The organism is Ruficoccus amylovorans (assembly GCF_014230085.1).
Lineage (GTDB): Bacteria > Verrucomicrobiota > Verrucomicrobiia > Opitutales > Cerasicoccaceae > Ruficoccus > Ruficoccus amylovorans.
The window spans coordinates 487847-504675 of the sequence record NZ_JACHVB010000012.1 but is presented as its reverse complement, the minus strand read 5'-3'; the positions used below and the strand labels follow the sequence as shown (position 1 = coordinate 504675).

Annotated in this window: 10 protein-coding genes; 3 read left to right on the top strand and 7 right to left on the bottom strand. The window is 64.3% G+C overall.

What is annotated here, in order from left to right; translation table 11 throughout:
• The 5 genes from H5P28_RS03150 to H5P28_RS03130 all read right to left on the bottom strand — a co-directional run.
• Positions 1-802 (bottom strand): SGNH/GDSL hydrolase family protein (locus H5P28_RS03150; protein ID WP_185674236.1); only part of this gene is annotated, 802 nt, incomplete at its 3' end.
• On the bottom strand, positions 802-3267 hold the full coding sequence (locus H5P28_RS03145; protein WP_185674235.1) for a beta-galactosidase: 2466 nt from the start codon (positions 3265-3267) through the stop codon (positions 802-804). The genes H5P28_RS03150 and H5P28_RS03145, both read right to left, overlap by 1 nt.
• Before the next feature lie 260 nt (positions 3268-3527).
• Positions 3528-4352, bottom strand: a complete 825-nt coding sequence (locus H5P28_RS03140) for a CBM96 family carbohydrate-binding protein (protein ID WP_185674234.1) — start codon at positions 4350-4352, stop codon at positions 3528-3530.
• Positions 4353-4494: 142 nt separating this feature from the next.
• Positions 4495-5190, bottom strand: a complete 696-nt coding sequence (locus H5P28_RS03135; protein WP_185674233.1) for a hypothetical protein — start codon at positions 5188-5190, stop codon at positions 4495-4497.
• Positions 5187-8912: a hypothetical protein gene (locus tag H5P28_RS03130; protein ID WP_185674232.1), complete on the bottom strand. Its 3726-nt coding sequence runs from the start codon at positions 8910-8912 to the stop codon at positions 5187-5189. Before H5P28_RS03130 ends, H5P28_RS03135 begins: the two co-directional genes overlap by 4 nt.
• Positions 8913-9405: 493 nt before the next feature.
• Between H5P28_RS03130 and H5P28_RS03125 the strand changes: the two genes are divergently transcribed.
• The 3 genes from H5P28_RS03125 to H5P28_RS03115 are packed head-to-tail and all read left to right on the top strand — an operon-like array spanning position 9406 to position 13612.
• Positions 9406-11211: a beta-galactosidase gene (locus tag H5P28_RS03125; protein ID WP_185674231.1), complete on the top strand. Its 1806-nt coding sequence runs from the start codon at positions 9406-9408 to the stop codon at positions 11209-11211.
• Between the two features lie 20 nt (positions 11212-11231).
• On the top strand, positions 11232-12605 hold the full coding sequence (locus tag H5P28_RS03120; protein WP_185674230.1) for a hypothetical protein: 1374 nt from the start codon (positions 11232-11234) through the stop codon (positions 12603-12605).
• The gene (locus H5P28_RS03115; RefSeq protein ID WP_185674229.1) at positions 12602-13612 is read left to right on the top strand and encodes a helix-turn-helix domain-containing protein; all 1011 of its coding nucleotides are present in this window, start codon (positions 12602-12604) and stop codon (positions 13610-13612) included. Before H5P28_RS03120 ends, H5P28_RS03115 begins: the two co-directional genes overlap by 4 nt.
• Before the next feature lie 38 nt (positions 13613-13650).
• Here H5P28_RS03115 and H5P28_RS03110 read toward each other — a convergent pair whose 3' ends face one another.
• The gene (locus H5P28_RS03110) at positions 13651-14550 is read right to left on the bottom strand and encodes an alpha/beta hydrolase (RefSeq protein ID WP_185674228.1); all 900 of its coding nucleotides are present in this window, start codon (positions 14548-14550) and stop codon (positions 13651-13653) included.
• A gap of 29 nt (positions 14551-14579) precedes the next feature.
• The gene (locus H5P28_RS03105) at positions 14580-16703 is read right to left on the bottom strand and encodes a glycoside hydrolase family 38 N-terminal domain-containing protein (protein WP_185674227.1); all 2124 of its coding nucleotides are present in this window, start codon (positions 16701-16703) and stop codon (positions 14580-14582) included.
• Between the last annotated feature and the right edge of the window lie 126 nt (positions 16704-16829).

Genomic DNA, 16829 nt, shown 5'->3' with positions numbered 1-16829 from the left:
CCAGCTCGGGCTCGGCACCGGGCAGGCAAGCACCGTTCGGCAGGATCGTGATCAGCACCACGGGCTTTCCCCTGCCCGCCGTCACGCATGTTTCAATAAACGCACGGCTGCGCCGGGCGAACTCGTCTGCGCCGAAGTGGCCGCGCATGTTGATGCCCAGTTCGAGCGTCAACAGGCCCCAGTGGCAGTTTTCGCAGAAGCACCGCGCCAGCGCAGGCTCGGCGAAGCATCCTCCGCTCAGCCCCTTGTTTTGTACATCGACAGCAAGCCGTCGCCCAGCCTGCGCCGGATAGCCGGCCAACGAGGAATGGGTGATGGACGATCCGTAGGCCAACCATTGCCAGGCAGGCTTTTCGGCGGCGACCGGGGGGCGAACCTCGCCCCCAAGACTGTCGAAATCATGCAGGACGATGCGGGCTCGCCCGAAGATCACGCGCCAGAGCGACGCGGCAAAAACGCGCCCGCTGATCTTCTCGGCCTCGCGCAGTTGCCCGACGCGTTCTTCCTCCACCAACTCCAACGTCTGAACCGTTCCCGCCCTCAACAGGCAGGAGCGGACGAAATAATCCCCCCGGTACAGATGGACCTCTGTGTCGGCCTCGAGCGACTGGAGGCGCAGGTGGACCCGAGCGTCATGGGCCACAAAACGCAGCTCACCGCCGGTGGCCTCTTCGGCGGCGGCCCGTCCGTTATCGGTCAGGTAATGGCGGACGGAAGCGGGCAGGCGCGGCAGCAACCAACCCCCGAAAGGCCAGGGCTCCGGAAAAAGATTATGAAACTCGCAACATCCGAAAAAGTCCATCAGCGCGTACGCGGCAGCTTCAGCAGCGCCGGCCCCTGGTCGATATGGATGCGGCTTTTGCCCGCGCCCTCGGTCACCGGCAGCCTCGCCCCGGAGAAGAGTTCACGCGCCTGGGAATAGCTGCCATCAAGCTCGACCGTGACATCGCTCGACCACGGATCGACAAAGACGTAGAGAAACTCTTCCGACTCGCGCAGCGCAGCCTGGCGCGGGCTCAACTCGCCCTCTGCCGACAGATAGCGCACACGCGGCGCATCCGCGGCGGCAAGTTTTTCTCCAATATCCTTGAGCGCAGGCGAGAGTGCTAACGCGGCCCAGTTAAAGGGCCAGGCGGCCGACTTCACCGTCATCCCCTTGCGCAGGACGCGCAGGGCCTCGGCATCGAAACGCTGTACATGCGGGTTGTTCTTCAGCCAAGCCAAGTCCGCCTGCGAACGCGTCCGCCCATAGCGGTCGTAGCGGGCAAAGTCCGGCGGCACGAGCAGGGTTCCTCCGCGCTGGACAAAGTCCTTGGCCGAGGCCAACGCACGATCATCCACGGCCACGACACCGGGCGCAAAGAGCACCTGAACCTGCGCCGGGACGCCCTCACGCAGCTGGCGGTCGGCATAGACATCGTAGAGCCGCTGCAGGCGCGTCAGCGCGGCCACCCCGACCTGCACCTCCTGCAGGTACGACTCGGGCGAGCCGCTGAGCGCATCGTTGAGGTAGAGCGTGTCGAGCGAGTACCACAAGGCCACCCCGTCGCTGACCGGGGACGACGCGTGCTGGAGGTCCTCGTCATCCATCGCACGGATGACCTCAAAGATCTTTTCCGAGCCGCGGGCGGGCACATCATGCACATCGCCGAAAAGCCAGAAGGATGTGCCGCTGGCCCCGAAGGCGAAACAATACATGGCCACAAATTGACCGGCCTGCGGGTCCAAATAGTTCGTCTCGTGGATAAAGAATTCGCGCCCGTTGGCCGCCCCGCGCAGGATGCCCATGTACGCCTGGAGGAAGTCGAGCACGTAGAAGTCGATCCCGAGCGCGTCGAGACCATCGGAGGTCGTCCAGGCGAACAGGCCCGTGTCGGCGGCGTTGAAAAGGTAATTGTTGATACAGTGGCCGACCACGGCGTTGGTCGTGACGGGCGCTTGCACACCGCCAGCCTTGAGGGCGCGCATGTTCTCGACGAGGAAGTCATTCACGGTCCAGGCCCAGAACTCGGCCCAGTCGGTCCAGGCCGGAGCATCCTCGCGAGCGGGCGTGGGTAACTCGGAGAGGTCGCCGATCCACTGCTCCGGGATGTCGCGCAGGGAGGGATCGATCCCCCCGGTGAGCCCGGTGTTGCGGCGGGCCGTCGGCAGGGGCGGAAAGACCTCTTCCCACGCCGCGAACCAGCGTCCCCGCTCTGCGGGGCCGTACCACGCCGCATTCAGCGCCTCCAGGCTGCCGTACCGGTTTTTCAGGAACTGCACAAAGGTCAGCCCGCGCGCCCTGCTCAGATCGAACTGCACGTCCGCCAGCGAGTCCCACGGGAAAAACGCTCCGAGCGGACGCTCCTCCAGCAGCACGTGATTGCGACCGTTAGAGGCGGTATCCGGGATAGCCGAGCGCCAGGCGGCGAGGTCCGGATAGCGCTCTTGCACCTGTCCCTTCCAGGTCTCCACACTGCAACCGATCGTCATCGGGTCGTAGCCCAGGATAGGATTGGCCGCGGTGCTCCAGAAGGGCTCGTTGTTCATCTGATAGACGAGGATATTGTCCACATCCGCGGTGCGCTCGCCCCAGGTGCGGTAGGCCTCCTGGAGCGCATCTCGCATACCCGCCGAGTTGTAGTTGAAGCCCCAGAAACTGCGGCGCAGGTCGGGCACGAGGTTTTGGGTAAAGACAAAGTCCTCCGGCACCTGCGGAAGGGGCTTCACGTTGACGATGAGCATCGACTCCAGGCCCCACTTGCGCGCGAGTTCCAGCTTCGCCAGCGAGTCTGTAATGGTTTCGTCGATACGCCCAAGATCATTCCCTCCGCGCTGCCAGAAGGAGTTCATGCGGAACATCCCCTCGCCGAACAGCGCCCACTTCGCCAGCCGGTCCGTCGGGTCGCGGTCGTAGCTGACACCGACACGGTACTTCTGCCGCGCGAAGAAGGCTTTCGTCTCCGTGGACAGGGCCGCGGCATTCTCACGACAGAACGCATCGATCATGGCCTGCACCTCCGCCAGTGCGGAATCGATGTCCTTGCGCAGGGCGGCACGCTTCTCGGCATTAGCCACCGCTGCGGCCTCTTCGAGCCCATCCGCGACATCGTCCAGCCGCGGCTGGGTCTCTCTCTCCAACACCGCATACGCCTCACGCGGGAACGCATCGCCGCCATGGACATCCCAGTGCTCCAGGACGTTCATCCAGGCCTGACAATCCTGCCAGGCATCCTCCAGTTGTTGCCAGTCGTCCGGGGCGGTGTCCTTAGCGGCGGTCGGTACCATAGGAGCAATGAAAAGAAGGGCCGCAGCCAGAGCTGGCAAGCGGAAGGGTGAACAACAGAATCGCATATCAGTTCGCATTAATGTGACGTAGGGGCATCGCTGCCAAGGGCTCTGGTCAAACGACCCGCAAAGCTGCCCGATGGCGGCTCCCGAATAAAGGGTACGGTTGATGCGTCCCCCCTCCTCCCGGAGAGCCGGCGCCCGGTCTAACTCCAGACCTTGATGCGCCGTCTCCGGAGGAGTGGAGGGTCACCCCAGGCTTATTGACACTTGTAGCGTCGGAACGCCAGCGTCCCAAGGATCAGGAGCCCCGCCATCAGCGCGGTGCTGGAAGCCTCCGGGATATTCGTGTAACTCAGCTTAGGAGCGTCGTAGGTCGTGTTCTCGCGCGAGGCGAACTGATGGACGACGGTTTCACTCGCGTCCACACCGCCGGAGGTATCCGTACGCACAATGAGGAACGACACATACTGGCTGCCCACGACCGTGCTCAGGAAGTTGTCAAGCGCGTCACCCGAGACGGTGACGGTGTCGCCATTGGTTCCCTTGCCAGTAACCGTAAAGGTGCCCACCAGCGTGGTGGTGGCGGAGTCGGTGCTGTAGGTCGTGAGCGTGTTGTTGCCCGGAGCGTTGTTCCAGGTGACGGCGTTGGGCGGGGTCGGGCCGCTCACTCCGGTCTCTCCGGTGCCTTCGACCCAGTCCTGGCCAGCGGCGGTACCATCGAGCCCGTAGATGGCGAAGTTCCACACCGTATCCGACGGGGAATTTCCCGCACCGGCGAGAACGGTCAATGTGATGGAGGAGTTATCAACTGCCCCCGCCCCATTGGAGCCGGTGAAGTCGAAACGGATGATCCCCTTGCGGGCATAGGCGATATCGCCACCACCCTTGACCTGGAGATAAGTGCCGTTGCCGTAGTTGGTGGTGGCGTTCGTGCCGTAGGAGCGCAGGTAGGCGTCCGCCGATGCCTCGACGGTCACCTGGGCCTGGGTGGCCAGTGGCAGGACCGCCATCAGCGCCAGCGCGGCGAGGGCCGGGCGACGAGAAAGACGTGAACGGTTAAACAAGCTGGAGGTGATGTTCATAGGACGATAGTGTGTGTTGAGGTTGAAACCGATACTTATAGGTGAGCTGTGGAAAAGGGTACACCGGCGGGCCCAAACTGAATAGTCCAAGGTCAACCTTGAATTCGTTCGTATTTAGTCCGCATGTGAGGTTGGTCGAGAGTCAGCGCGCGGCCGGACGATCCGTGATGCGGCGCATCGTGAAGTGTCCGCGCGGATTTTCCAGGATGAGGAAAAGCGTCCGCAAGTGCTGTCGCTGGGTCCAGCGCCCGGTGTAGAAGGGCTCCCAGCCCTCCTGCCCCTGATAGGCGAAACGCATCCGCACCTCCTCCTGTCCGTCCGCGGTGACGGCGGGCACCGTGTGGATCTCGCCGGGCTTGAGCACAAAGACATCGTCGTCGAGCGCCGCCGCGACATTCACGGCGCTGGCGGTCAGGTTGATAAAACGGCAGGCCCCGGCGGGAAAGTCCGTCAGATTGTCGGCCAGAGCCTGGGCGAATATCCGCCCGCTCCCGTCCGACGCCTCCGAAAGCAACAGCAGGTAGGCTGACTCCTTCCCCGGCAGCTCGACTGCGGCGACCGGGGTCGGCAGCACCGCCCCCTCCGGCAGAGGATCCCCCTCCCGGTAAAGGAGCAGGCGCTGGGGCCCCCGATACACATAGGGGCCGCTGCGCACCAGCGGCAGCGCCCGCAGAGGGACCCTCTCCTCCCCCCTGACATAGAAGAGTCCCTCGACCGGACGGCTGCCGGAGATCGTCGTCAGACGGCAGTTGACCGCCGCGGGCGCCTGCTGGGCGAGGGCCAGCGACGGCAGCCCGGTCAACATAAGCAGGAAAAAGCTGAGCGCCCGGCGGTTCATATTTCATCCTCGGTCAGCCAGCGGAAGGCCACGATCTTGAACTTGCGGCCAAACTGGCGGTTGATGTCCGAAAGGGCGGGATTTTCCGGGCGGACCGGCTCACCGGGATCCCGCAGGGAAACCGGGGTCTCGGGCGCATCGGAAGCGTCCACATATTCCGGCATGCGCTGGACGATCGCCTCCAGCCAGACGCGGGACTCGACCTCTCCGCTGACGGCACTCTCGACATCCCCGTAGGCGCGGATGCGGAATGTGTCCGAGCGCGCCGTCAGGACGGGGGCCAGCCCGCGGAGGAGGTCGTTTTGCAGGAGCCAGCCCGCCACCCCGGCCCCCTGCGCCGGGGCGAGGTTGGCGGCGCTCATCCGCTGATAGGGCGAACTTGCGCTGGCGGAAATATTGTACGAGGGGCCGAGGTCCGCAGTGGAGTTGATCCCCGAGTTGTCGATGGCGGCCTGGAGCGCACCCGCCTTGCCGGTATCGCCGTTGGTCAGCCGACGGTTGACAAAGTCCGACAGCGACAGGAACGGCCCCCGCGCCTTCACCTCCTCGACGATGTTCTCGGCCAACGTCTCCACCTCTGCCTCGCTGAGGGTGGCAAACCCCGTCCAACGCCGGCCTGGGTTATCCACGGGCAGAGAGAAGCGCGGAGCCGGGTAGTCCAGTGCGTTCGCGCTAAGGGTATCGGTTCCACCCGAGTAGCTGGCCAGCGGATACGTCTCGCCGGGGGCCAGCGCGAGGGATCCGAGCACGGCCTTCCACGCCTCCACGGAGGTCGAGTTCACGTTAAAAGCGCCGTCCACCATCAGTTGCGCGGCGGCTGTATCCAGATCCTGGATACGGTCGAGAGTCTCCGCCCAGGTACCGCTCTGGCGCGGAAGCATCCGCGGGTTGGGCAGGGGCTTGCCTGCGCTGAGGTAGTTCTCGTCAAAGTTTTCATAAGGCGGAAGCCGCCCGGCCATCGATTCCAGTTCGGCGGAGCCGTAGCGCGAGTAGCGCGCGGGCACCCCGGAGAAAAAGTACTCGTCGAAAAGCGCGTCGTTGAGCGCGTAGGAGTAGTCCACGACCGGGAAGTGCGAGCCGCTGTCCTGCGCCCAGGTCGCGTAGTAGTCGCCAGCAGCGATGTAGGGCGAGGCGTAGGAATTACCCACCGCGTACTGGGGCAGAATATCGTAGTAGGAGACATTGGCGTGCATGAGTTCGCCCACGGAGAGCAGCGGCTGGCGTGGCACGTCGAACAGGATGAGGCGCGACTGCCCGCCGTTCTGCGGCTCGTAGCTGGGACCGTAAAAGCTCAGTCCGCCGCTTTCCTGGATGTCCAGCTGGCTGTCGCTGGCATCGAGCAGGCCGCCCCGGTAGATCTCGGTAAAGGGCATGTCCGGGTTGCCGATAAGTTTGTTCGAGACGATCGCGCGCGCATTGAGTTGCGAGAAGACCGGCACGCCGTCCGCGCTCTCCTGCGTGGTCTTGAGTGCGGCGTAGATGGCGGCAAAGGGAACGATGTTGCCGACGAGGCCATCAACCGTCCCCAGCGAATACGGCGTGTCGCTCGTGACGAATCGCGCGTAGCGCAGCCCTCCGCCCATGCGGATCGGCGTGTTGCCGGAGAAATGGTTCGGTTCGGTGTTCAGGTCAATGCCCTCGACGGTGAGAAAGCCGTTGTTGCCATACTGGGTGCCGATCGACTCGGCGAAAAACTTAACCGTGATGTCGCCGGGATGCCCGGTGTCCACCTTGATCTCCGGCAGGTCCGTGGTCGGGTTGGGCGTGCTGGCGTTGTAGTTGATAAAGGTGCCGCTCTGGCTGGTCTTGAGCAGCTCGACGTAGGCGGAGTTCGTGGGGTTGAACTGATTGCTCAGCCAGTAGCTTGAGTTCTGCGAGCCTTTGTTCATGAGCGGATGCCAGGGAATATCCGAGCTGGGCAGTGAAAAAACCCGCACCTCGCCGGGCGCCAGCGTGACCGGCTGGGTCTCCAGCAGCATGACCTGCTTGTACCCGTCCGAACTAATATCAGCGAAATGATTGCCGGATGCGTCCGTCCGGGTCGCCGGCCCCCAGCCGTTAACCTTGAGCAGGTCGATGAGGTTGTACTTACCATTCGAGGGGCCGGGCAGGTAATCCACCCCGTCCACCTGGATCTGCAGGCGCACGATGGGCTCGAAATTGAACGAATACCGCGTGGCCGCGAGGGTGGCGTTGTACGGGTTCCAGAGCACGACAGCGGGGCTCATGTGCAGGAGCAGGCGATAGGACTTTCCTCCGGTGGTCGGGTCTATCACCGGCAGACCGGTGGCAGGGTCGGTGACCTCGACACTGGAGAGTGAGAAGACGATCTGGAGGCGCGCCAGGACGGGCGCGAGTGTGTTCCAGACCGGATCGCGACGGGCACTGTCGCCGAGGTCATAGGTGTTGCCCGCATGGAGGGTCGGCGGAAGCGCGAACCAGTTTCCGCGCATCCACTTGCTGCTGTCGTTGGTGAAGTCGTGCCGGGGCAGGAAATTCTGGTCATCCGGCCCCATGCCGCGCACCTCGATGTCCGCGTCGCCGGCGCTGAGATCACCGAGGCCAGCCGGACCGTTCTCCCCGCTGACGTACCCGCGAAAGGTCATGGAGCTGTTCAAGTCATGGAGATTCGGGATCCAGGGCTGATGCGGTTGATAAAGGTTGGCGTAGTGGTAGAGCACATCCCAGTAGGGGCCATAGAGATTGCCGTCGTAGGGCGCTCCGTAGAGCCCGCCCGGTCCCGGCACCTGAAAGACCGCCTGCGGGCGCGGCCAACCGTTCGACCACTGGGTGCTGTCGCTCTGGAGTTCCTGCATGAACGTCTGCCACTGGTCGCCCAGGCCGCGACTGAGGTCTTTTTTCAACCCGCCGTGCCGGGTGTCGCTGAGGACACCCGCCGAGGCGAAAGTCACGTCATGGAAGCTCTCTTTTATCCAATCGGCGTTGAGAGCCTTGTTCGAAAGCCAGGAGAGTTCTGTGCCCGACCCGACTTGTTCCAGCTTGGCAGCGTTAACCGGGTAGTCCGCCCCCGCGTCGAGCAGCAGCTCCCCCGCCGTGCGCTGGCTGGTCACCAGCGGCAGGCGGTCGCGCTGGCGGCGCTCATCGGCTGTCCCTGCGTCGAACTCGCCCGTGTGATCGACGAGGTTGAGCTTGGCCTTGACGCCCTCGTCTCCGACCCACCAGGCATAGCCGCCGACCTTGCCGCTCGGCTCCTCCACCCGGACACGACCCGCGATTATCTCGCCCGAATCGGAGGGGGCCTGCGGGGTAAAGGTGTTTGCACCCAGCAGGCGGACGGTTTGCACTTCCCCGTCCAAGACATTGACGGACTCGATGGTCGCGCTGGGGTCGGGAGCGTTGTTGCTGGAAATAAGCCACGTCGGGGGGCGCTCGGTCGCATCGATCCGGCCCGCGCCGTCACGGATGCCCGAGGTGTAATCGAAGGGATTGTCGCCCTCGACCTTCCAGACGCCCGTCCAGTAGCGATTCTCGTCACGGGTGTCGTCGAGAATACCGGCTGTCGCCGTGACCCGCTGATCGGGTCCCGCCGCGGCCTGGAGTTCGCCCAGCGCCTGCGACAGGCCCAGAAGCGCGTTAGCACGGGCATCGAGCTGCCGGTTGGAAATAGAGGCCGCGCGTGTCTCCACCTGGAGCTGCACGCTCAGAGAGATCAGCAGGAGCAGGATAAAGCCCATCAGGACCATGGCAATGACCAGAGCCATGCCCCGGCGGGGGTGACGGGGAGAGCTCTTCGCACGCGCTGCTGTGTCAATGGAGTTCGAGATCATCACAGGCGGTTGGCGGTTGAGAAGTTAGCCATCGCCGAGCCGCAATCGATAGTGGGTAAAGCGACGCTTCGCGGCGCGACATCGGGCAGGGCGACGAGAAAGCCAATGTTCACAAGCAAAAAGGGGGTTGTGCCTTCGAAACAGGCGGTATCGGGAGATAAAAGAGGGTATGGGAGACGGGCCATATCATAGCGGTCGGATGTGCCCGTCAGCTAGTCCATAATCAACCCGCATTTAGTCTTCATCTGGTGTATGAATCGCCAGAATCGAAGGGCGCTTTATACCAATTCGGGTTCAGCCCACGGGAGATAAGCTCTCCGAGCCGGGAGAACAGCAGGCGGCGAGCAAGCGTCATGTCGGTTTTAGACCAGTTTCTAGACGGAAATCGACTAGCGGACGGACGCATGGGAAAGCTAGAATAGTCCCCATGCACGACCCCGCTCCCCCCCTGCCCCTCTGCAGCCTGCACTGGCGGGCCAACGAAGGTCTTCCACCGCAAGCCTGGATGGACACGGACACCGCCCACCTCAATCGCACCATCGGCAAGTACATTCTCTGCGGCAACGCCAGCCTGCTGGCCGATACCCTGCCCGCCCCCGAAGCGGATGGGGAACGGGATTTTCTGCGGTTGCCGCTGGGAACAACGATGGCCGGAGAAACGCTCGGCCTGTGCCTGCTCCAGCGCATCCCGCAGTACTTTCCGGGGGCGGGCTTCTATGCCCGTCTGACGGGCCCGGACGGGAACGACATCCACGCCGAGCACAGCTGGGATGCGCACACGCCCGGCGGTTACCTGACCGCCGAACTGCCGGTACGCACCTGCGGCCCGCTCTGGCTGACCCTCGGCCTGCGCGGCCGGATACGCCTGATCCTCGACGACATCCGCGTCGCGCTCGCTCCCCTCACGGCCCCCGTTTCCGAACCGGTGCGCGTCGCCCTTCAGGCCTCCGCCACTGCCGCCGCCTGGCAGCCTTCGCTCGACGAGTTGATGGGATTCAACACCCACGGCTATTACGCCGAGGAACTGCGCTGGATTTACGAGCGCTGGCGCATCGGCTGGGTGCGCAACGGCAGCTTTGTCTGGAGCGCGATCGAGCCCGAGGACGGGCGGTTCGAGTTCAGCCGCAGCGACCACGAGTTGGAAGCAGTGCAACGCTTTGGCTTGAACGTCATCGCCGGTGTCGGCCGCACCACGCCCTGGGCCAGCAGCGACCCGGCGGAACGCGCCCTCCCCTCCGGCAGCCTGGGTAAAGCCCCGCCGCGGGACTACGAACGCTTCTACCGCTACGTGCGCGCCACCGTGGAGCGCTACAGCCGCCCGCCCTGGAACATCTCACACTGGCAGATCTGGAATGAGCCCAACAGTAAGGGCTACTGGCTCGGGTCGCACGAGGAGTTCATCGACCGCGTCTTTATCCCCAGTTCACGGATCATCCGCGAGCACGGCGGCAAGGCAGTCTTCGGCGGCTGGGCCAACCTGCACGAGGACTCCCGCTCGCACTACCTCTACCGCGACATGGAGGACTGGCTGGGCTATAACGAGCTGTGGAAACACATCGACATCCTCACCGTCCACTACGCCGAAACAGACGTTTTCGACTACCTGCACGAGCATTACGTCCGCGACGGACGCGTCCGCCAGTTGTGGATGACCGAGTTCGGCAACACCACCCGTACCCCCGATTACGTGCCACGGCTGCTCCCGCGCCTGCTGTACTGGCTGCTCACGCACGGGGCCGAGCCGGAGCGCTACCGGCTTTTCTGGTACGACCTGTACCGCGCCTGCGCCGGGGGCGGCCACGGTGAGCCCGGCATGCACCTGATCACCGGGCGCGACGGCCACTGCGGTCTGACGTATCCGCACGGCGAAGCTCTCGACGCCTTTTACGACATCCTGGGCTTTGGGCCGCTCAGCCCGCTCGGCTCGGGTCAATCCGGCCCCGTCTCGGTCTGCGCCCTGCGCGCCGGGGAGCGGCGCATCCTGGCCGTTCACTCCACCGACACTCATGCCCGCGACGATCTGGAGATTATCCTGCCCGCCGGGGTGAGCGCCCGCAGCGCCCGGCTCCTCGATGCCTGGCTGGGCCGCAACGGCACCGGCTCGCAGGTGCGCTCGTACCTGCAGTGGAGTCCGCCCGCGCTGGATGTCCGCCCCGACGCGGCGGGCACCCTTATCCGCGTGCCCGCCACCCTGCGCCGCAACGTCTTTTACATCGAACTCGACCCGCAATAACCCACCCATCCGTTTCCACAGTGAAAAATCCTTCCCTCGCCTTATGCTGCGCCCTCACCCTGGGCGCCTCCGCCCCCCTGCTCAACGCCGCCCAGGAGATCACCCTGAGCGTAAACGCCGCGGATCCCGGTACCCCGGTCAACCGCCTCATCTTCGGCGGATGCTACCTGGACTTCCGGCAGCACACCGACGCCTACGAGGAACTCGGCCTCAGCAGCAACCGTGAGGCCAGCCCCGGCGATGCCTCCGCCCGTAAGATTCAGCCCGAGCCCGGCCAGTGGCACTGGGAAGAGTTCGATCAGTGGCTCGTCTGGCTCAAGGAGAACAACATCACCGGTGTGTGCACGCTCAGCAACTATGCCCCGTGGATGCTCGGCGAGGGCACGACCGAGCCCGAGGACTGGGAGTTTTTCATCGAAGACTGGAGTGACCACGCTGCCGCCGTCGTCCGTCACGCCAATATCGAAAACAAGGCCGGCATCCGCTACTGGGAAATCTGGAACGAGCCCGACAGCCCGACCTTCTGGTTCAAGCAGCCCTGGAACAGCGGCTCCGAACGCTACGCCCAGCTCTTTCACGCCGCCGTGCGCAAGATGAAAGCCGTGGACCCGACCATCCTCGTGGGAACCGGCGGCATGGCCGACCCGTGGCGCGGAGGCATCCGCAAGTGGTGGGCTCCGCTCATCACCGACTACGGCGTGGGCGAGGTGATGGACTTTGCCGCCATCCACACCTACTACGGAAACCCCGCCAACGGCGCGGTGGACGACGCCCTCGCCCGCATGCGGGCGATCATGCGCGAGCAGCTCCAGACGGAGAAACCCATCCTGATCACCGAATACAACGCGCTCATGCACGAGGACTTCACGCAACGCGGTGTCTCCTTCGCCGAGCAGAGCCTGATCACCGCCCTCAATCTCGGCCTCTTCGCCGCCCGCGATGTCGCCGCCGCGCAATACTTCTGCATCGGCTGGTGGGAGAGTGACTTCTGCCCGTGGGCGCCCGACGGTCAACCCCGTCCGGTGGTCGAGGCGTTCAAGTTCTGGAAGGATTACCAGGGCGAACGCCTGAGCGTAACCGAGAAGGGGCCCGGCCTAGGCTACAGTGTAGCCTGCCGCGACGGCGACACCGTCCGCCTCTACGTCCCCGTGGCAGGCGACTATCCCGCCGAGGTCTCATGGAAACGCTATCAGGTCAACGTCTCCGGTCTGCGGGGCCCGGTCACCGCTGAGATCCTCGCCTTTTACGGCGACGAGACCCATTCGCTCACGCACAGCCTCACACCGGAGAGCGACGGCTCCCACACCGTGGCCTTCAAGTGGCCGGCGCAGAGTGACGCGCTGTTGAAAATCACCCTCAGCCCGGACGCCTCTCCTTCGCCCGCCGCAAAATGACCGCCCGTCGCCCAGGGCCGGGCTTCCCCGCACTCCCGGACGGGATCGCGCAACGCGCCATCCCCGGCGACCTCAATTCGGTCTTCAATCAGTTGCTGGAATTGACCGCGCAACGGACGGGGCTGAAAATCCTCTTCGAAGACCTCTCGGGCATCACCCTCGACCACCCGGACCTGCGGCTGGAGCCGCGCTTCCGCGTGCACGACTGCGCCTTTTGCACCCTGGCCAAAAGCACCGCCGAGGGCCACGCCGCCTGCATCCGCAACAAGCTCGCGGTCAACCGCCGGGTGCGGCGGCGGAACGGAGGGCTCGGCGGGCAGTGCCGGCTGGGTCTGACCGACCTGGCCGAGCCGCTCGCCCGCCACGGCCGGTTGCTCGGGGTGTTTTACTTCGGCTCGGTCGTGGTCTGTGGCACGGAGGTCGTAGCCAAGGCCAACATCTACCGCCAGTGCCGCCGCTTGCGGCAGGCCCCTGAGCCCTACCTGCGAATCTTGGAGACCGTGCCGCGCGTCACCGTCGAGGAGCTTGGCCATCACCAGCGCACGCTCATGCTCGTGCGCGAGCTAAGCCTGCGCCTGATCGAAGCCTGCGGATTGAATATCCTCACCTACTCCAGTGCCAGCGGTTCACAGTTCATGGGCCTACAACGCAAGCTCGCCCCGCTGGTGCGGGCCGGCATCGAGTTCATCCAGCACCGCTACGCGGAGGCGCTCACGCTGGCCGATGCCGCTGACTCGCTCGGCTGTCATCCGGACCATCTCGGACGGCTTTTCAAGGCGCAGACGGGACTGGGCTTTCACCAGTACCTGCTGCGTGTGCGCGTCGCCTGTGCCCGGCGCCTGCTCCAATCCGGACGCTTCAACATCAGCCAGGTCTGCTATCAGGTTGGGTTTCAGGATCAGAGCCACTTCGGGCGCGTCTTTCGCCGACTCAGCGGCTGCACGCCCAGTCAGTATCTGCACCAGCATCGGGGAGGCCGGAACGAAGGCTCCCCTTCTCCCGCCTGAGTGGATCGCTCAGGACTCCAAATCAGACGACGAGCGCTCTATTCCAGGTCCCTGAGTCCGGCGGGCTTTTCCAGCGTGGGCTTCCCCTTGAGCCATCCCAAATCCTCGAAGAACCGGTCCGTTTCCCTCAAGCACAAATAAAAACCGCGGTCGCCGGCGTAGCGCCGGTGAAAGACGCTGTGCGGCAGCCCCTCGTACACGAAAGCCTCGCACTCCACGCCCGCCTCCTGCATGCGCTTTTCAAAGTCGAGGATCATCTCCACGGGGACCAGTTTATCCTCCGTTCCGACGAAGATGATCGTCGGCGGGGCGTCCGAGCGGACGTTGTGAAAGGGCGAAAACTGCGGGTAGCGATCACCGATGCGGCGGTAGCCGTAGCCGTCCGGGCCGTTGTCGAGCACAGGATTGTAGAGGACGAGCGCATCCGGCCGACAGGATATGCTCAAGTCATCCTCCGGGCTGTCGTACCCCGGCAGCAGCGCCAGTGCCGCCGCCAGATGCCCTCCCGCCGATCCGCCCCCGGCGGCGATGCGGGCCGGATTGATCCCCAGTTCGTCGGCATGGCCCCGCACCCAGCGGAAGGCCGACTTCGCGTCTTCGATACAGATGGCGGGCGGATCCATCGTCTCCAGCAGTCGGTATTCGGGCAGGATGCAGACCATACCGCGCGAGGCCAGATACTCCGCCTGCTCGTTAAACGCGCTCGGGGCGCCCCCCACCCAGCCGCCTCCGTGGTAAAAGACCAGTGCAGGCCGCTCGTCGCTTGCGCGCCAGTCTTTGGGTTTGACGGCATAGAGCTTCAACTCGTGCCCGTCCACGGTTTTATAAACAATCGGGGTGCCCGCTACCTCCGCGCCAGCACTCCCAACGGGTAGCGCAGTGGTCGCCACCAGCAGGCCCAGCAAAGGCAGGGAACGAAAAAGGAAAAACATCATCATGGTGTATCTGTTTTTGAATACATAAACAATCAGGAACCGGCCTCGCCACGCAGGTAACGCCGGGGCATGCCGTCGGTCGTGGTGGCAACAAGCGGCCGTTGCACATAGTCGCGGGCCATGGAGGCCAGCGTATCACCCGACATCATCCCTCCCAGGACGAAGCGAAAGCAGAAGAGGTGTTCGCCCTGGTCGCTGATCTCCCGACGCGGAGAGGTGCCGGGGTTGGGCTCGTGGTGCGCCATGACCGAGGCGCGCAGAAGCGTCAGCGCCAGGCGCTCGGGACGCGCGTCTGCCGCGAAAACATCCGGACTGGCCACGCCCCAGGGCTCGCCCGCGGTCGGTACCACGCAGACCCAGTCGGCGAATGGAAACTCCCGTCCCACCGGTTCGCGTCGGAGTTCACCGCCGGGTATGCCTGCCTGCAGGGCCGTTAATATCGATGAACCGCCGATCTCCAGCTTGGCCACCGCCCGCTGCTCGTGCCAGTGCACCCGCAGGATCAATTCGACCACGGACTCCTCTCCGGCGTAGCTCCGCCACTCGGCCCGCAACGTGGAGCGCTCCCCAAGCGTCCCGGCCTGCGCCCAGGCCCACCGCAAGGGGCCCGTCTCCAGCGCGACAGGGTCTTCCCAATGAGCCTGTGCGAGGATATCACCGTCGTACCGATCCGCGCCATGCGACCACGTATCCGTCAAGTCCTCCCGCAAAAGCAGATTCAGCGTAAGCTCTCCGGCCCTCCCGGACAAACCGGGCAAGGCCCCTGCACGCCACGCGAACGCAGGCGCGCCCTGAGCCGACGGCAGTACTGCCGGAATCCCCTCCACAGAGCGGTCCAGTCGCAGGCAGCGGATTTCACCCGCTGCGATTTCCAGGAAAAACAGCAAACGCGTCTGGCGCTGATGCATGGCCTCGGCGGCAATTTCCTGAAAAGGCATCGGTTCCCCCGTCTCATCCAGCACGCGCCAGCCGGACTGCCATGGCGTCCACTCCAGCCAGGGCTCAACCTCCATCCAGCCACTCCAGTCCCGCGGCCCCGGATGGTATATGACCAGCCGCTGCAAGGGGTCGGGAGCCAGCCGGACCACCTCGCGCCGAAGCGCGTAGGCCATCGTTCGCTCCGCCGTCGCCTCGGCCGCGCCAATTTCATTGCGGACGTGCCGGTACGCGCTGGGGATGCAGGTACCGCCCAGTGTATCGTGAAAGGCGTGAAAGCACGCCTGCCGCCAAGCCACGTCCACCTCGGCCTTTTCCTCGGGCAACAATCCGGCACATTGCTCGGCCTGCTCCAGGCGCAGTTCCGTTCGCTTCTGCGCCGTTTTCAGGTCGTGCATCACGCTGTAGCAGCCGACCGCGTGGTACTGTAGCTCGCCCGTCACGACGGGGAGCAACTCCCGTTGCCCCGCAACAGCGGCGAAGAACCGGCTCGGTGAAGAAAAGACCAAGCGTGCGCCAGGAATCGCCAACGCGTGCTCGCGGCACCACTCGATCATCGCCTGACTGGGCCCGCCCCCGTGATCGCCGAGGCCAACAAAGCACATCGTGTGCTCCACACCGTCGGGGAGCTCCGTCAGCGAGCGCTCGATGAACTCCTTCGTGATCCCCTCGGGCGTGCAGTACTCCCCGGCAATACGGAATGTCGTCACTTCGCAGTCGGTTGCCGCGTCGCACCATCGAAAGAGCCGTGCCGGGAGCGTCATCTCGTGCTCCTGCGGACGCATCATGATATAGTGACTCTGCCCGGCCCGGCTCATCAGCGTGGGCAAAGTGGCCGCGTGTCCGAAGGAATCGACGTTGTAGGCGATCTGCGGAAACGCCCTCAGTTTCTGCTCGAAGTACGTCCGACCGAGTTCGATCTGTTTCTCAAAAGCCCGCCAGCTGGGCAGATTACAGTCCGGCTGGATATACCAGCCGCCGACAGGTTCCCACTGGCCCCGCTTGATCAATGCTCGGATGCGTGTAAACAACACCTGGTCGAGGCGCTCTATTTGCTCATACACCCAGGACTCTCCCCTCGTGAAAACGACATCCGGGTTGGCCTCCAGCAGCGAGCATACGCTCCGGCACGTCGAGAGCGCCTCGTCCACGCCGTCCTGCCAGCCCCATAGCCAAACCGGATCCAAGTGAGCATTGAAAATCAGATGAACCGTCTTCATGTAAAAGTGAGAAAAAGCTTATCTGGAGCTATCTTACCATTTACCCGACTCCCGGCTTGGATCCAGCCAAGACGATTTTGGTTCAACCCTGCGTCGACTTTTCGTGCGACGTCATACCGTTTTCAT